The organism is Roseomonas populi (assembly GCF_024594815.1).
Classification (GTDB): Bacteria; Pseudomonadota; Alphaproteobacteria; order Acetobacterales; family Acetobacteraceae; genus Roseomonas; species Roseomonas populi.
The window spans coordinates 1-13700 of record NZ_JANJOU010000001.1; the positions used below are offsets into that span (position 1 = coordinate 1).

Here is a 13700-nt window from a genome sequence, read left to right on the forward strand (position 1 = left end):
GGGAGCATCAGGTTCTCCGTCACGTCGAGGCTGGCGAAGATCCCGCGCTCTTCCGGGCAGTAGCCGATACCGGCGCGGCCGATCGCGTCCGGGCTCATGCGGATCGTCTCGCGCCCCTCGAAGATCACGGAACCCGTGCGGCGGCCGGTCAGCCCCATGATGGCGCGCAGCGTGCTCGTCTTTCCCGCGCCGTTGCGGCCGAGCAGCGTGACCACCTCGCCCGGGCGGATGTCGATGTCCACGCCGTGCAGCACATGGCTCTCGCCGTACCAGGCGTTGAGTCCGCGCACCGCCAGCATCGTGTCGGTGGAGACGGCGGCATCAAGCATGGGCCGCCTCCTGGCTCGCGCCGGAAACGCCGGGATCGCTGCCGAGATAGGCCGCGATCACCGCCGGGTTGCGTGAGACCTCGGCATAGGGGCCCTCCGCCAGCACCTTGCCGCGCGTCAGCACGGTGATGGCGTCGCAGAGCCCCTCCACGACCTTCAGGTTGTGCTCCACCATCAGCACGGTGCGGCCCTGCGCCACGCGGCGCACCAGCGCCACGATCCGGTCCACGTCCTCATGCGTCATGCCCGCCGTGGGTTCATCCAGCAGCATCAGGGTGGGCTCGAGCGCGAGCGTCGTCGCGATCTCCAGCGCGCGCTTGCGGCCATAGGGCAGCGTGCCCGCGGGCGCGCCGGCATAGGAGGTGAGCCCGACATCGGCGAGCAAGGCCATGGCGCGGTCGTCGTACTGGCGCAGCACTGAATCGCTGCGCCAGAAATCGAAGCTGCCGCCACGCTGGCGCTGCAGCGCGACCCGCACATTCTCCAGAACCGTCAGGTGCGGGAACACGGCCGAGATCTGGAAGGAGCGCACCAGCCCCATCCGCGCCACCTCCGCCGGGGGCGTGCGCGTGATGTCCTGCCCGTCGTAGCGGATGCTCCCGCGGGAGGGCTGCATGAACTTCGTCAGCAGATTGAAGCAGGTGGTCTTGCCCGCCCCGTTCGGGCCGATCAGCCCGTGGATCGTGCCCCGCCTGATACGCAGCGAGACGTCGGAGACCGCGACGAAGCCGCGGAACTCTTTCGTCAGCCCGTCCGTCTCCAGGATGTATTCCTGCACCCAGACCGTCCCATTCCCCAAAGCGCCGTCTTCGCGGCTGCGGGGAAGCATGGACGGGCCGTCAGGGCCACGCAAGCGGATTGAGGTAAGAAGGATAGGAAGGGGGAAGGATGGTCGGAGCGGCGGGATTCGAACCCACGACCCCCAGTCCCCCAGACTGATGCGCTACCAGGCTGCGCTACGCTCCGACGCGGCGGGGTCTAGCACCCGCCCGCACCGCCCTCAACCCCGGCGGCACGGCTTTCCGCAGGTTTCAGCGGGCGGTCAGGGCCCTGAGAGCGCCGGCGATCGCCTCCAGCTCGTCCAGGCAGGCGCGCAGCTCCATCCCCTCGGCGACCTCGGGCGAGTCGGCCAGGGCGGCCTCCCCGGACTCGCCGGCGGCCTCAACGGCCTCCAGCCCGCCCTCGCGCAGCAGGCGTTGCACGCCCTTGATGGTGTAGCCCTGGGTATAGAGGAGGTCGCCGATGCGGCGGAGGAGGTTGATGTCCTCCGGCCGGTAGTAGCGGCGGCCGCCACCGCGCTTCAGCGGCTTCAACTGCGGGAACTTCGTCTCCCAGAAGCGCAGCACGTGCTGCGGGATGTGCAGGTCCTCCGCCACCTCGCTGATGGTGCGGAAGGCATTGGGGGACTTGCGGGCCCGGGCGGCGGATTCGCCGCCCTCGCTGATCCCTGAGGGCGGGGTGGGAGTGATATCGCCAAGGACGCTCATGCCGCTCATCGCGCTCCTGCTCAGTCCTCGCCCACTCAATCGTCGGTCCGGGGCGGCGTCTCGCCGTTGATCCGGGCCTTCAGCACCTGGCTGGCGCGGAAGGAGAGGACGCGGCGCGGGGTGATGGGCACCTCGACGCCGGTTTTGGGGTTACGCCCGATCCGCTGCGCCTTCTGCCGGACCGAGAAGGTCCCGAAGGCCGAGAGCTTCACCGCCTCCCCCGCCTGCAGCGTGGCGGAGATGCGGTTCAGCACATCCTCAAGAAGTGCCGCGCTCTCGTTCCGGGAGAGACCGACCTGCATGTAGATCGCCTCAGCCAGCTGAGCGCGGGTAATGGTGTTCACGCGGCCATGCCCCCTCTCGCCCCTGCGGGAATGTCCCGCCTGGGGCGATTGGACCGCCGCTACCCCACCCCCGTCAATCGACTCACGGGAAAGATGTGGTTTCCGGCACGCAGTGTTGCCGATTTGCCGAGGTGAGTCGGAGCGCGGCCTAGAACCGCGCCAGCGCCGCGCCCCAGGTCAGGCCGCCGCCGATGGCTTCCATCAGCACGAGGTCTCCGCGCGCCACGCGCCCGTCCCGCGTCGCCTCGGCGAGGGCGAGGGGGATGGAGGCGGCGGAGGTGTTGGCGTGGCGGTCCACCGTCACCACCACGCGCTCCGGCGGCAGGCCGAGCTTGCGGCCCATCGCATCGATGATCCGCCGATTCGCCTGGTGCGGCACCAGCCACTGCACGTCCGCCTGGGCCAGGTTGTTGGCGGCCAGCGCCTCGTCCACGGCGGAGGCGAGCTTGGCAACGGCGTGGCGGAACACCTCCCGCCCGGCCATGCGGACGAGGCCGCCCTCCACCTGCAGGATGTCGCCGTGGCGGCCGTCCGAGTGCAGGTGGCTGGAGAGGATGCCGCGCTCCCCCTCCCCGTCCTCGGCGCGCAGCAGCACGGCGCCGGCACCGTCGCCGAAGAGCACGCAGGTGCTGCGGTCCGTCCAGTCGAGGATGCGGCTGAAGGCCTCGGCCCCGATCACCAGGGCGCTGCGGCACTGCCCCGTGCGGATCATCGAGTCGGCGACGCCCAGGGCATAAATGAAGCCCGTGCAGGCGGCCGAGATGTCGAAGGAGAAGCCCTGGTGGATGCCCAGCTTCTCCTGCACGCGGGTCGCGGTGGAGGGAAAGGCGGAGTCGGGCGTGGCGGTGGCCAGGATGATGGCGTCCACCTCGGAGGCCTCGGCACCGGCCTGGGCCAGGGCCTCGCGCGCGGCGGCGGCGGCCATGTCCGCGGTGGTCTCGCCCGGGGCGGCCATGTGGCGGCGGCGGATGCCCGTCCGCTCGGTGATCCAGGCGTCGGAGGTGTCGAGGCTATAGGCCTCGGCCAGCTCGTCATTGGTCAGGGCACGCGCCGGCAGGTAGCCGCCGGTGCCGGCGATGACGGAACGGATCATCAGCCGGCCGCAGCCCGCTGCTTCTGCGGGATACCCAGTTGGGCCCCGCCCAGCTGGGCCACGCCCGTGCGGATGCGCTCGTTGAAGCCGTGCGTCACCATGTCCATCGCAACGTCCACCGCATGGGCGAAGCCGAGCGCGTCCGTGCCGCCATGGCTCTTCACCACCACGCCGTTCAGTCCGATCAGCACCGCGCCGTTGTAGCGGCGGGGGTCCATCCACTGCCGCAGCCGGTCCAGCGCCGGGCGTGCCAGCAGGTAGCCCAGGCGCGCGGGGATGGAGGAGTTGAAGACCTGCCGCAGGAGGCTGCCGACGAGCTTCAGCGCCCCCTCCCCGGTCTTGAGTGCCACATTGCCCGTGAAGCCGTCCGTCACCACCACGTCCACCGTGCCGGCCGTGATGTCGTGCCCTTCAACGAAGCCGTGAAAATTCGCGCCGATATGGCTGTCGCGCAGCATCTCCGCCGCCTGACGGATCCGCTCATCGCCCTTCAGCTCCTCGGAGCCGACGTTGAGCAGGCCGATGGTAGGGTCGGTGAGGCCGAGCACGGCCCTGGCGAAGGCGTCGCCCATCACCGCGAACTCCACGAGGTTGCGCGCCTCGTAGGTGATGTTGGCGCCGAGATCGAGCAGCACCACGTCGCCGCGCGCGGAGGGGCCGATGGCAGCGAGCGCCGGGCGGTCGATCTCCGGCATGGTCCGCAGCACGATCTTGGCCAGCGCCATCAGCGCGCCGGTGTTGCCGGCAGAGACCACGCCCTCAGCCTCCCCCGCCGCCACCGCATCGATGGCGAGCCGCATGGAGGCGCGGCGGACGCGCAGCGCCGCCGTGGGCTTCATGTCGCCGGGGATGGCGTCGGGCGCGTGCCGGATCGTGCAGAGAGCGGCCGCGCGCGGACGGGTCGCGAGGCCGGCCGTCAGCCGCACCTCGTCACCCACCAGCAGGAAGCGGGCGCCCTTGTGGCGCTCCGCGGCCTGCTCCAGCCCGTCCAGCACGGCATCAGGGGCGTGGTCGCCCCCCATGGCATCGACCGCGAGCGCGAAACGCTCCGCGGGTCCGGTGGCCCCGGGTGCGGCCAATTCCGCGCTCCTCAGCTTGCCTGGACGGGAAGGAAGCCGCGCCGGATCAGGCGCGGACAGCGGCCTTCAGCGGCTTGCCGGCGGCCACGACCTCGCGGCCATCGTAGAAGCCGCAGGAGACGCAGATGTTGTGCGGGCGGCGCAGCTCACCGCAGTTCGGGCACTCGGCGTGCGCCTCGCGGTTCAGGGCCTCATGGCTGCGGCGCATGCCGCGGCGGGAGGGCGAGGTCTTTCGCTTCGGAACGGCCATCGGTGCCGGGCCTTTCTATAGTTATGACACGTCACGCGGACGGACGGGATGCTCGGGAGGCGCGCGCCTTACCACTCACGCTCTCGCGGGGCAAGGCTTCTGGTGCCTAGCTGGGCTTCAGCCCGCGCAAGGCGGCGAAGGGCGAGGCCGCCGCATCCCGCGCACCATCCGGCAATTCAGCGTCCGGGGCGCGCGGATAAGGGTCCAGGGCCAGGGAAAGACTCTGCGCGAGGGCCTCGCCGAGGTCCACCGTGCCGTCGGGCTCCGATTCGATCTCGTCCGGCCCATCGTCCAACTCGTCGGAAGGCTCCTCCCCCGGCGGCAGGATACGCCAGTCCAGAGGCTCCTCGATGGTCTGCGGCACCGGCTCAAGCGTCACCACGCAGGCCTGCACCACCGCCGCGCGCAACATCCCGCGCGCCCGCGCCGTGCTGCCAGGGCCGGGCACCAGGTCCAGGTCGGCGGAGAGGGAAGCGAGCGACAGCAGCCCCATACGCGCCGCAAGTGCCGCGCGCTCCTCCGGCGTCGCCTCCAGGTGCTCCGCCCGCCCGCCCTGCGCCAGGGCGGCCGGGCGAAGGGTCCTGCTGAATTCCCGCTTCATGCGGCCACCTTCCCGAAATCGACCTCGCCGGCAGCGAAACCAGCGAAAGGCTGGGCCGCCAGCCGCCCATCCAGCGCCGCGGCATGCGCCGCCAGCCGCGCGGCCGCCCCTTGCGGCGGTTCCCCGCCCCAGACATTGCGGGCCAGGGCCGCCTCCAGCCCGGCGGCATCCCCGCCCTCCAGCGCGGCCTCGTAGGCGAGGGCGCGGCCATGGAAGGCCTCCCACATGCGCCGGACGCGCTTGCCGATGGACATGTCGCCCACCCCCATCTCCCGCAGATTCAGGTCCATGTCGGCGAACATCGCGTCGAACACGGCCTGAGCCAGGGCCGGGCCGCGCGGGTCCGGGTCCCGCCGGAGGCGGCGCACCAGGAGGGCCGCGTGGAGCGCCACCAGGTCGAAGCGGCCCTCCAGCGTGTCCGGCACCCCCCCTTCCTCAAAGAGGAGGGGATCGCGGGCCGCGGTCACGGCCGCCGTGTAAAGGGCGAAGCCGGCCCGCTCATGCGTGCGGCGGCGAAAAAGGCCGAAGAAGGCCATGGCTTCAGAGGTTCCGTTCCAGCAACCCACCCCCTGGCCCGGAACGGGCGCGACGATCTGTTGACCGGGCCGCGGGGCGGTGGCAATCGAACCCCCGAGATGGCCTCCATGACCGCCCCCGTCAATCCGCTCTCCGGGCCGCCGGCACGGCGCCGCGCCGGCCCTGCCGCGCTCGTCCTGCTCGCGCTCCTCGCGGCGCCCCTTGGCGGATGCTCCGTCTTCGGCGCGCCGGAGGAGCTGCGCGGCAACCGGGCGGATGCCGAACTGCTGCGGGACATCACCCCCGGCGTCTCCAGCAAGGCGGACGTCACCGCACTGCTCGGCTCGCCCACCGCCACCTCCACCTTCGACGGGCGCGAGTGGTACTACATCAGCTCCACCACCCACATTCGCCCGGCCCGCACCCCCGGCATCGACAACCAGCGCGTGGTGATCGTGCGCTTCGACGAGCGCGATATCGTCCGGGGCGTTGAACAGAAGGGCGAGGACGACATGCGGAACATCGCCATGTCCGAGCGCACCACTCCCGTTCCGGGCAATGACCGTTCCTTGCTGCAGGCCCTGTTCGGCAATATCGGCCGCTTCGGCCCCTCCGCGACCACGCCGGTGGGTCCGGGCGCCGGACCCGGGGCGCCCTGATCGGCGCCGCCCCCCGCTGCTGGCGGGGGATCCAGGCGGCCCGCCGATAGACCTGCCCGGATTCTCCGCCGGGGAGCGGACGACCGCGCCGGCCCGCCCTGCCCGGCCTTATTCCCGCGTTGCCTGGCAGGCCGGCCAGGGCCGCTCATCTCAGAAGTGGCTCCAGCCCCCTTGTGGAAGGCTCACGGCATCCCCCTCCGGTCCTAGCACCGTGACCTCCACATGGCCGTCCGTAAAACCTCCTATGCGCGCGACAGGTGTGCCCGCAGCCCGGGCGGCCGCCTCCACCCGCCCGGCATCGGCCGGGTCGGCCGCGAAGAGCAGCTCGTAGTCGTCCCCGCCCGCGGCCAGGCGGGCCCGCCAGCACGGGTCCTCCAACGCCAGAGCGGCGGCCGGCGGGGATAGCGGGATCGCGGCCAGGTCCAGCACCGCCCCCACCCCGCCTGCGCGGCAGAGATGGCCAAGGTCCTGCGCCAGCCCGTCCGAGACGTCCATCGCGGCCCGCGCCACGCCCCGCAGAGCCTTCCCCAGCGCCAGGCGCGGCTCCGGCAGGCGGTAGCGGCGGGTCAGGTGCCCCTCGGGGTCGGCCGGAATCCGCCCCTGCAGCACGCCCAGCCCCAGCATCCCATCCCCGATCGTGCCGGAAACCCAGAGATCGTCGCCCGGGCGAGCGCCGGCACGCCGGAGAGCCTGCCCGGGCGGCACGGTGCCGAGGATGGTGAGGGAAAGGCAGGCCGGGCCAGGGATGGAGACGGTGTCGCCCCCGAGCACGTGCAGCCCGAACCTCCGCTGGTCATCCGCCAGCCCGGCTGCGAAGGCGGCTAGCCAGTCCGGCGGCGTGCCGCGTGGCAGGGCCGTGGTCATGAGATAGGCCAGCGGCTCCGCTCCCATGGCTGCGAGGTCGGAGAGGTTCACCCGCAGCAGCTTGCGCCCGACCGTCTCCGGCGGGTCGTCTGGCAGGTAGTGCACGCCCTCCACCATCGCGTCGGCCGCCAGCACCAGCTCCAGCCCCGGCGGAGGGGCGAGGAGGGCGGCGTCGTCCTGGAGGTCCAGCGCCCCCTCCCCCGCCAGCCCGCGGAAGTGGCGGGCTATGAGGGCGAATTCCGGGGGCAGGGACACGGGATCAGGCCCCGGAGGCGGGCTTCGCCTGGAACTCGTCCCCACGCATCTGCCGCGCGAGTGCGTCCAGCACGCCGTTGGCGAAGCGGGGCTCCTCGCCGTCGAAGAAGCCGTGGGCGATGTCCATGTACTCGTTGATCACCACCCGGGCGGGGGTGTCCGCCGCGCCCCAGAACTCGGTGGCGGCGGCGCGCAGCAGGGCGCGCAGCACCGGGTCCAGCCGGTCCAGCGTCCAGTTGCCGGAGAGGTGGGAGGCGATGGCGGCGTCGATCGTCTCCGCGTCCTTGGCGGCGCCGCGGACGATCCGGCTGAACAGGGGCACGTCCGCCTGGGGCACGCGCCCGTCCTCGAAGCCGGCGTCGCTGTTCAGCGTGCCGATGCGGTGGCGGACAAACTGGTCGATCACCGTCTCCGCGCTCTCCCCGCCCGCCTCGGACTGGAACAGGGCCTGCACGGCGGCGACGCGGGCGCCCGTGCGGGGGCGGCCGGCCTTGGCCGGCTTGGGGTTGCGCTTCGGGGCCGGGCCCGTGGTCTGGTTCATTCGGTGGTCTCCGCCAGCCGCCGGACGAGGGCGATCTGGCCGATCATGGCGTTCGCCGCCTCCACGCCCTTGTTGTGGCGGTCAGCAGAGGAACGCGCGATCGCCTGCTGGATCGTGTGCACGGTAAGGAGACCGAAGCCGATCGGGGCCATCGTCTCCACCGAGATGTCCATCACGCCGCGGCAGGCCTCGCGGCAGATGTGGTCGTAATGGTCGGTCTCGCCCTTCACCACGCAGCCGAAGACCAGGAACCCGTCCCAGCGCCCGGCGCGGATCGCCATGCGGAGGGCGGCGGGCAGCTCGAAGGCGCCGGCCACGTCCACCACCTCGGCCTCGGCGCCGATGCCGGCGAGGACCGCCAGCGCCCCGTCCACCATGCCGCCCACCACGTCGGCGTAGTAGGGCGCCTGGATCACCAGCACGCGCGGCGGCGGGCCGGAGAGCTCGGGGGCAGCGCGGAGGGGGGCGTCGGCAGTGCTCAAGAGGCGTCTCCGATGGGGCGGATCTCGGTGATGGTCAGGCCATAGCCCTCCAGCCCCACCACGGGGCGGGGATGGTTGGAGAGGAGGACCATCTCCCGCACCCCGAGGTCGGCCAGGATCTGGGCGCCGATGCCGTAGTCGCGCAGCTCCGGCGCCGCCTTCTCGCGCCCGGCCCGCACGCGGCTGGAGAGCGCATCGGCCTTCACGTCCCGGATCAGGACCACCACGCCACGCCCGATGCGCGCGATCTCCTCCATCGCGTCGTGCAGGTCCTTCGGCCCGTTGCGGCCGGTGATGTCGGAGAGAAGGTTCACCGCGTGCACCCGCACGGGCACCGGGCCGGGGCGGGTCAGGTCGCCCTTCACAAGGGCCACATGCTCCCCGTACTCCAGGGTGTTGGCGTAGATCGTCACGCGCCAGGGGCCGCCGGGGGCGTCCTCCAGCGTGCCCTCCTCCACCCGGCGCACCAGCCGCTCCGTGCGGCGGCGGTGGGCGATAAGGTCGGCGATGGTGCCGAGCTTCAGGCCGTGGTGCTGGGCGAAGGCCACCAGGTCCGGCATCCGGGCCATGGAGCCGTCCTCGTTCATGATCTCGCAGATCACGCCCGCGGGGTTCAGCCCGGCGAGCCGGGCGAAGTCCACCGCCGCCTCGGTATGGCCGGCCCGGACCAGCGTCCCGCCCTCCCGCGCGACCAGCGGGAAGACATGGCCCGGTGTCACGATGTGCTCGCGCCCCAGCTCCGGGTTCACCGCCACCGCCACCGTGCGGGCGCGGTCGGCGGCGGAGATGCCCGTCGTCACCCCGTCCCGCGCCTCGATGGAGACGGTAAAGGCGGTCTGGTGCCGGGTGCCGTTGCTCTGCGCCATCAGCGGCAGGCCGAGCTGCTCCACCCGGTGCCGCGTCATCGCCAGGCAGATCAGGCCCCGCGCGTGGCGGGCCATGAAGTTCACCGCGTCCGGCGTCGCGAACTGGGCGGGGATCACCAGGTCGCCCTCGTTCTCCCGGTCCTCGTCGTCCACCAGGATGAACATGCGGCCACGCCGCGCTTCCTCCAGCAGCTCCTCAGTGGGGCTGATGAAGTCGGAGAAGCTCGTCTTCACGGCCTGCACGTTCATGCCCCGGACTCCCGTCCTTCAAACTGGCGAAGCCGCGCGACGTAGCGCGCGAGCATGTCGATCTCGATGTTGACCCGCGCGCCCGGCGCGAGGGCGCCGAGGGCGGTGACCTCCGTCGTGTGGGGGATGAGGTTGACGCCGAAATCGGTGCCTTCCACCGCGTTCACGGTAAGGGAGACACCGTCGATGGCGATGCTGCCCTTCTCCGCCACGAAGCGGGCGAGCTTCTCCGGCAGGCGGAAGGTCCAGCGGTGCGACCCGTTCTCCGGCACGACGGAGAGCACCTCCGCCACCCCGTCCACATGGCCGGAGACGACGTGGCCGCCCATCTCGTCGCCCATCTTCAGGGAACGCTCCAGGTTGATCCGCGCCCCCTCCCGCCAGTTGCCGAGGGTGGTGCGGGAGAGGCTCTCGGCGGAGATGTCCACCTCGAACAGGCCTTCCTCCAGCGTCACCACGGTCAGGCAGCAGCCCGAGCAGCAGATGGAGGCGCCGATGGCCACGCCATCCAGCCAGCCTGCCGGGGTGGCGATGCCGACGCGCATGTCCTGCCCCGCCCCGATCGGGGAAAGGCGGCGGATCTCGCCGATCGCGGTGACGATGCCGGTGAACAAGGGGGCGGTTCCAGGAACGGTTGAGAACGCGAGGCAGGGGATGGCGCGCGGGGCGCCCCATGACAAGAGGGAGACGGCGCGGGTCAGCCCGGCGTCGTGTCTCCCGGCATGAGATCGGCTTCAACCAGCCAGCAGTCCCCCGCCGGGCGCCGCCCGGTGATACGGAGCCGGGGCATGGTGGCCAGGCGCTCCACGCCGAGGGAGTCCAGCCCCGCCCGGCCATCGCCGCCGATCAGCGATGGCGCGGTGAACCAGGCCAGCCGGTCCACCAGCCCCGCCCGGATCAGGGAGGCGGCCAGGGCCGCCCCACCCTCTACCAGCAACCTTGTGATGCCTTTCCGGGCCAGGGCGCGCAGCAGCGCCTCCGGCTCCAGCCCGCCCCCGGGCGCGGCAGGGATGTCGATGAACTCCGCCCCGCGCTGCTCCAGCGCCGCCAGGGCCGCCGGGTCGTGGCCGGACACGGTGGCGATCCAGGCCGGGGCCTCGGACGAGAAAAGGCGCGCACCGAGCGGCGTGCGGAGCCGCGCATCGGCCACCACCCGCACCGTCCGCACGGGGGCGTAGCCGGGCAGGCGGCAGGTCAGCTCCGGATCGTCCGCCAGGAGGGTACCGCTGCCGGCCATCACCGCATCGTGGCTGCCGCGCAGCGCATGGGCCAGCCGCCGCGCCTCCGGGCCGGTGATCCACTGGCTCTCGCCGGTGCGGGTGGCGATGCGGCCGTCCAGCGTGGTGGCCAGCTTCACCGTGACCATCGGGAGGCCGCGCTCGAAGCGCTTGAGGAAGCCGGCGTTCACGCGCCGCGCCTCCTCCTCCAGCAGCCCGACCTCCGCCGCGATCCCGGCATCGCGCAGGCGCTGCAGCCCGACGCCGTCCACCCGCGGGTCCGGGTCGCGCAGGGCGACCACAACGCGGGAGACGCCGGCCGCGATCAGCGCGTCCGTGCAGGGCGGGGTGCGGCCCCAGTGGCAGCAGGGTTCCAGCGTGACATAGGCGGTGGCGCCGCGCGCGGCCTCGCCGGCGGCGCGGAGGGCCTCCGTCTCCGCATGGGGCCGGCCGCCAGGGCGCGTGTGGCCGCGCCCGACCACCATCCCGTCCCGCACGATGACGCAGCCGACGGACGGGTTGGGCCAGGTATTTCCAAGGCCCCGCGCCGCCAGCGCCAGGGCCGCACTCATATGCGCGCGATCAGACACGCGAGCCCTTTGCTCGCCTCACCCGGCATTGTCCAGGGAGCCGAGGAAGGCGTGAAAGTCCTCCGCATCCCGGAAGTTCTGGTACACGCTGGCGAAGCGCACATAGGCCACGGGATCCAGCTCCCGAAGCACCTCCATCACCCGCTGGCCGATAGCCTTGGAGGTGATCTCCTCCGCCCCCTCCGACTCCAGCCGGCGCTGGATGGAGGAGACGATGCGCTCCACCTTCTCCGCATCCACCGGCCGCTTGCGGAGCGCGACGCGGATGGAGCGGGCCAGCTTCTCCCGGTCGAAGGGCACGCGCCGCCCGTCCGTCTTCAGCACGATCAGGTCGCGCAGCTGCACCCGCTCGAAGGTCGTGAAGCGGGCGCCGCAGGCGTTGCAGGAACGGCGGCGGCGTATGGCCGAGCCGTCCTCCGCCGGACGGCTGTCCTTCACCTGCGTGTCCTCGGACTGGCAGAAGGGGCAGCGCATCCGGCTGGGCTAACTCAGCCGCGGTAGATCGGGAAGCGGGCGCAGAGAGCCTGCACCGCCTCCCCGGCCGCCCGCTCCACGGCCTCGTTCCCCTCGGGGGAGTTGGAGCGGGAGAGCCCATCCAGCACCTGCCCGATCAGGCGCCCCACCTCGCGGAACTCCGCCTCGCCGAAGCCGCGGGAGGTGGCGGCGGGGGAGCCCAGACGCACGCCGGAGGTGACGAAGGGCTTCTCCGGGTCGAAGGGAATGGCGTTCTTGTTCACCGTCAGGTGGGCGCGGCCCAGCGCGGCCTCGGCGGCCTTGCCCGTCAGGTTCTTCGGCCGCAGGTCCACCAGCACCAGGTGGTTGTCCGTGCCGCCCGTGACGAGGCCGAAGCCCTGCTCCAGCAGCTCCGCCGCCAGGGCCTTGGCGTTGTCCGCGACGGCGCGGGCATAGGTACGGAACTCCGGGCGCAGCGCCTCACCCAGCGCCACGGCCTTGCCGGCGATGACATGCATCAGCGGCCCGCCCTGGGTGCCCGGGAAGACGGCCGAGTTCAGCTTCTTCGCGATCGCCTCGTCATTCGTGAGGATGAGGCCGCCGCGGGGGCCGCGCAGGGTCTTGTGGGTGGTGGTGGTCACCACATGCGCGTGCGGGAAGGGCGAGGAGTGGACGCCGCCCGCCACAAGGCCGGCAAAATGGGCCATGTCCACCAGGAACAGGGCGCCCACCTCGTCGGCGATCTCGCGGAAGCGCGGGAAATCCCACTCGCGGGCATAGGCGGAGCCGCCGGCGATGATCAGCTTCGGGCGGCTCTCCCGCGCGATGCGGGCCACTTCCTCCATGTCGATCCGCTGGTCCTCGCGCCGCACCGTGTAGGGGGCGACCTTGAACCACTTGCCGGAGAGGTTGACCGGGGAGCCGTGGGAGAGGTGCCCGCCGGCGGCCAGGTCCAGGCCCATGAAGGTGTCGCCGGGCTGGAGCAGGGCGAAGAACACCGCCGCATTGGCGGAGGCGCCGGAATGGGGCTGCACATTGGCGTAGCCGCAGCCGAAGAGCTTCTTGGCCCGCTCGATGGCCAGCGTCTCGGCGAGGTCCACCACCTCGCAGCCGCCGTAGTAGCGCTTGCCCGGCAGGCCCTCGGCATACTTGTTCGTCAGGACCGAGCCCTGGGCCTCCAGCACGGCGCGGGAGACGATGTTCTCGGAGGCGATCAGCTCGATCCCGTCCTGCTGGCGCACCAGCTCGCGGGAGATGATGTCCGCGATCTCCGGGTCAATATCGGCCAGGGGGGCGTTGAAGAAGCGGTCCGTGCTGGCGGCCGGGGTCTGCTCGTTCATGGGGTGCGGGTCCAGTCCGGGGAGAGCTTCAGGACCCGGCGGTCATGGCGGCCGCCGGCATAGGGGGTGGCGAGGAAGGCCTTCAGGGCCTCCAGCGCGGGTTCCGGGCCGGTCATGCGGGCACCGAAGGCGATGACGTTGGCGTCGTTGTGCTCGCGGGACAGGCGGGCGCCCGTCACGTCATGCACCAGGGCGCAGCGGATGCCGGGGGTGCGGTTGGCCGCGATGGAAATGCCGATTCCCGTGCCGCAGACGAGCACGCCGTAGCGGGCCCGGCCCGCGTTCACGGCCTCGGCCACGGCCATGCCGAAATCGGGATAATCCACGCTTTCCGTGCCGTGGGTGCCCATGTCGAGCACGGAGTGGCCCGCTTCCTCCAGCGCCTGGCGGAGGGTGGCCTTGAGCGCCAGGCCGGCGTGATCGGCGCCGACGGCGATGGTGAGGGGGGCAGTCATTGCGGCGCCTTACCACGGGTGGCGCCGGGG

General features: G+C 72.0%; 19 protein-coding genes and 1 tRNA gene. 1 reads left to right on the top strand and 19 read right to left on the bottom strand.

Translation table 11 applies throughout. The features are described from left to right. From NRP21_RS00005 to NRP21_RS00050, 10 genes are all read right to left on the bottom strand, one after another. The coding region (locus NRP21_RS00005; RefSeq protein WP_332844175.1) for an ATP-binding cassette domain-containing protein at positions 1-329 on the bottom strand (329 nt) is incomplete at its 3' end. Next, complete coding sequence (locus NRP21_RS00010; protein WP_257714120.1) at positions 322-1107, bottom strand: ABC transporter ATP-binding protein; 786 nt, start codon at positions 1105-1107, stop codon at positions 322-324. The genes NRP21_RS00010 and NRP21_RS00005, both read right to left, overlap by 8 nt. Positions 1108-1218: 111 nt before the next feature. After that, positions 1219-1295: transfer RNA gene (locus tag NRP21_RS00015), tRNA-Pro, on the bottom strand. Between the two features lie 65 nt (positions 1296-1360). Further along, positions 1361-1816, bottom strand: a complete 456-nt coding sequence (locus tag NRP21_RS27975) for a MerR family transcriptional regulator (protein WP_257714121.1) — start codon at positions 1814-1816, stop codon at positions 1361-1363. 35 nt (positions 1817-1851) lie between these two features. After that, positions 1852-2160 (bottom strand): integration host factor subunit alpha, encoded by a 309-nt coding sequence (locus NRP21_RS00025; RefSeq protein ID WP_257714122.1) that lies wholly within the window; start codon positions 2158-2160, stop codon positions 1852-1854. 148 nt (positions 2161-2308) lie between these two features. Next, a complete protein-coding gene (locus NRP21_RS00030; protein WP_308219854.1) occupies positions 2309-3253 on the bottom strand; it encodes a beta-ketoacyl-ACP synthase III in 945 nt (314 codons plus the stop codon). Next, a complete protein-coding gene (plsX, locus tag NRP21_RS00035) occupies positions 3253-4332 on the bottom strand; it encodes a phosphate acyltransferase PlsX (protein ID WP_257714123.1) in 1080 nt (359 codons plus the stop codon). Before plsX ends, NRP21_RS00030 begins: the two co-directional genes overlap by 1 nt. A gap of 46 nt (positions 4333-4378) precedes the next feature. After that, positions 4379-4582, bottom strand: coding sequence for a 50S ribosomal protein L32 (rpmF, locus tag NRP21_RS00040; RefSeq protein ID WP_257714124.1), 204 nt, complete (start codon positions 4580-4582; stop codon positions 4379-4381). A 106-nt stretch (positions 4583-4688) separates the two neighbouring features. After that, entirely contained in the window at positions 4689-5183 is a 495-nt protein-coding gene (locus tag NRP21_RS00045; protein WP_257714125.1) for a YceD family protein, read from the bottom strand. Next, positions 5180-5719 carry a ubiquinol-cytochrome C chaperone family protein gene (locus NRP21_RS00050; RefSeq protein WP_257714126.1) on the bottom strand — a complete coding sequence of 180 codons (540 nt, stop codon included), beginning with the start codon at positions 5717-5719 and terminating at the stop codon, positions 5180-5182. Before NRP21_RS00050 ends, NRP21_RS00045 begins: the two co-directional genes overlap by 4 nt. 108 nt (positions 5720-5827) lie before the next feature. On the opposite strand from NRP21_RS00050, the gene NRP21_RS00055 reads away from it, so the two are divergent. Then, on the top strand, positions 5828-6358 hold the full coding sequence (locus NRP21_RS00055) for an outer membrane protein assembly factor BamE (protein WP_257714127.1): 531 nt from the start codon (positions 5828-5830) through the stop codon (positions 6356-6358). Positions 6359-6508: 150 nt separating this feature from the next. On the opposite strand, the gene thiL is transcribed toward NRP21_RS00055, so the two are convergent. The 9 genes from thiL to rpiB all read right to left on the bottom strand — a co-directional run bounded on the left by thiL (position 6509) and on the right by rpiB (position 13670). Next, positions 6509-7477, bottom strand: coding sequence for a thiamine-phosphate kinase (thiL, locus tag NRP21_RS00060; protein ID WP_257714128.1), 969 nt, complete (start codon positions 7475-7477; stop codon positions 6509-6511). Positions 7478-7481: 4 nt separating this feature from the next. Then, complete coding sequence (gene nusB, locus NRP21_RS00065; RefSeq protein WP_257714129.1) at positions 7482-8018, bottom strand: transcription antitermination factor NusB; 537 nt, start codon at positions 8016-8018, stop codon at positions 7482-7484. Then, positions 8015-8500 carry a 6,7-dimethyl-8-ribityllumazine synthase gene (gene ribH, locus NRP21_RS00070; RefSeq protein ID WP_257714130.1) on the bottom strand — a complete coding sequence of 162 codons (486 nt, stop codon included), beginning with the start codon at positions 8498-8500 and terminating at the stop codon, positions 8015-8017. Before ribH ends, nusB begins: the two co-directional genes overlap by 4 nt. After that, positions 8497-9615 (bottom strand): 3,4-dihydroxy-2-butanone-4-phosphate synthase, encoded by a 1119-nt coding sequence (gene ribB / locus NRP21_RS00075; protein ID WP_257714131.1) that lies wholly within the window; start codon positions 9613-9615, stop codon positions 8497-8499. The genes ribH and ribB overlap by 4 nt, the downstream gene beginning before the upstream one ends. Next, positions 9612-10229 carry a riboflavin synthase gene (locus NRP21_RS00080; protein ID WP_257714132.1) on the bottom strand — a complete coding sequence of 206 codons (618 nt, stop codon included), beginning with the start codon at positions 10227-10229 and terminating at the stop codon, positions 9612-9614. The genes ribB and NRP21_RS00080 overlap by 4 nt, the downstream gene beginning before the upstream one ends. A gap of 83 nt (positions 10230-10312) precedes the next feature. Further along, positions 10313-11422 (bottom strand): bifunctional diaminohydroxyphosphoribosylaminopyrimidine deaminase/5-amino-6-(5-phosphoribosylamino)uracil reductase RibD, encoded by a 1110-nt coding sequence (gene ribD / locus NRP21_RS00085; RefSeq protein WP_257714133.1) that lies wholly within the window; start codon positions 11420-11422, stop codon positions 10313-10315. A gap of 18 nt (positions 11423-11440) precedes the next feature. Next, positions 11441-11896 carry a transcriptional regulator NrdR gene (gene nrdR / locus NRP21_RS00090; protein WP_257714134.1) on the bottom strand — a complete coding sequence of 152 codons (456 nt, stop codon included), beginning with the start codon at positions 11894-11896 and terminating at the stop codon, positions 11441-11443. Positions 11897-11910: 14 nt separating this feature from the next. Next, complete coding sequence (glyA, locus tag NRP21_RS00095; protein WP_257714135.1) at positions 11911-13215, bottom strand: serine hydroxymethyltransferase; 1305 nt, start codon at positions 13213-13215, stop codon at positions 11911-11913. After that, positions 13212-13670, bottom strand: a complete 459-nt coding sequence (gene rpiB, locus NRP21_RS00100) for a ribose 5-phosphate isomerase B (protein ID WP_257714136.1) — start codon at positions 13668-13670, stop codon at positions 13212-13214. Before rpiB ends, glyA begins: the two co-directional genes overlap by 4 nt. Positions 13671-13700: the final 30 nt, after the last annotated feature.

Coding starts and splice junctions, on each gene's coding strand:
- NRP21_RS27975 (WP_257714121.1), bottom strand. CDS start 1,816: ATGAGCGTCCTTGGCGATATCACTCCCACCCCGCCCTCAGGGATCAGC.
- NRP21_RS00030 (WP_308219854.1), bottom strand. CDS start 3,253: ATGATCCGTTCCGTCATCGCCGGCACCGGCGGCTACCTGCCGGCGCGT.
- rpmF (WP_257714124.1), bottom strand. CDS start 4,582: ATGGCCGTTCCGAAGCGAAAGACCTCGCCCTCCCGCCGCGGCATGCGC.
- NRP21_RS00045 (WP_257714125.1), bottom strand. CDS start 5,183: ATGAAGCGGGAATTCAGCAGGACCCTTCGCCCGGCCGCCCTGGCGCAG.
- NRP21_RS00050 (WP_257714126.1), bottom strand. CDS start 5,719: ATGGCCTTCTTCGGCCTTTTTCGCCGCCGCACGCATGAGCGGGCCGGC.
- NRP21_RS00055 (WP_257714127.1), top strand. CDS start 5,828: ATGACCGCCCCCGTCAATCCGCTCTCCGGGCCGCCGGCACGGCGCCGC.
- nusB (WP_257714129.1), bottom strand. CDS start 8,018: ATGAACCAGACCACGGGCCCGGCCCCGAAGCGCAACCCCAAGCCGGCC.
- ribB (WP_257714131.1), bottom strand. CDS start 9,615: ATGAACGTGCAGGCCGTGAAGACGAGCTTCTCCGACTTCATCAGCCCC.
- nrdR (WP_257714134.1), bottom strand. CDS start 11,896: ATGCGCTGCCCCTTCTGCCAGTCCGAGGACACGCAGGTGAAGGACAGC.
- glyA (WP_257714135.1), bottom strand. CDS start 13,215: ATGAACGAGCAGACCCCGGCCGCCAGCACGGACCGCTTCTTCAACGCC.
- rpiB (WP_257714136.1), bottom strand. CDS start 13,670: ATGACTGCCCCCCTCACCATCGCCGTCGGCGCCGATCACGCCGGCCTG.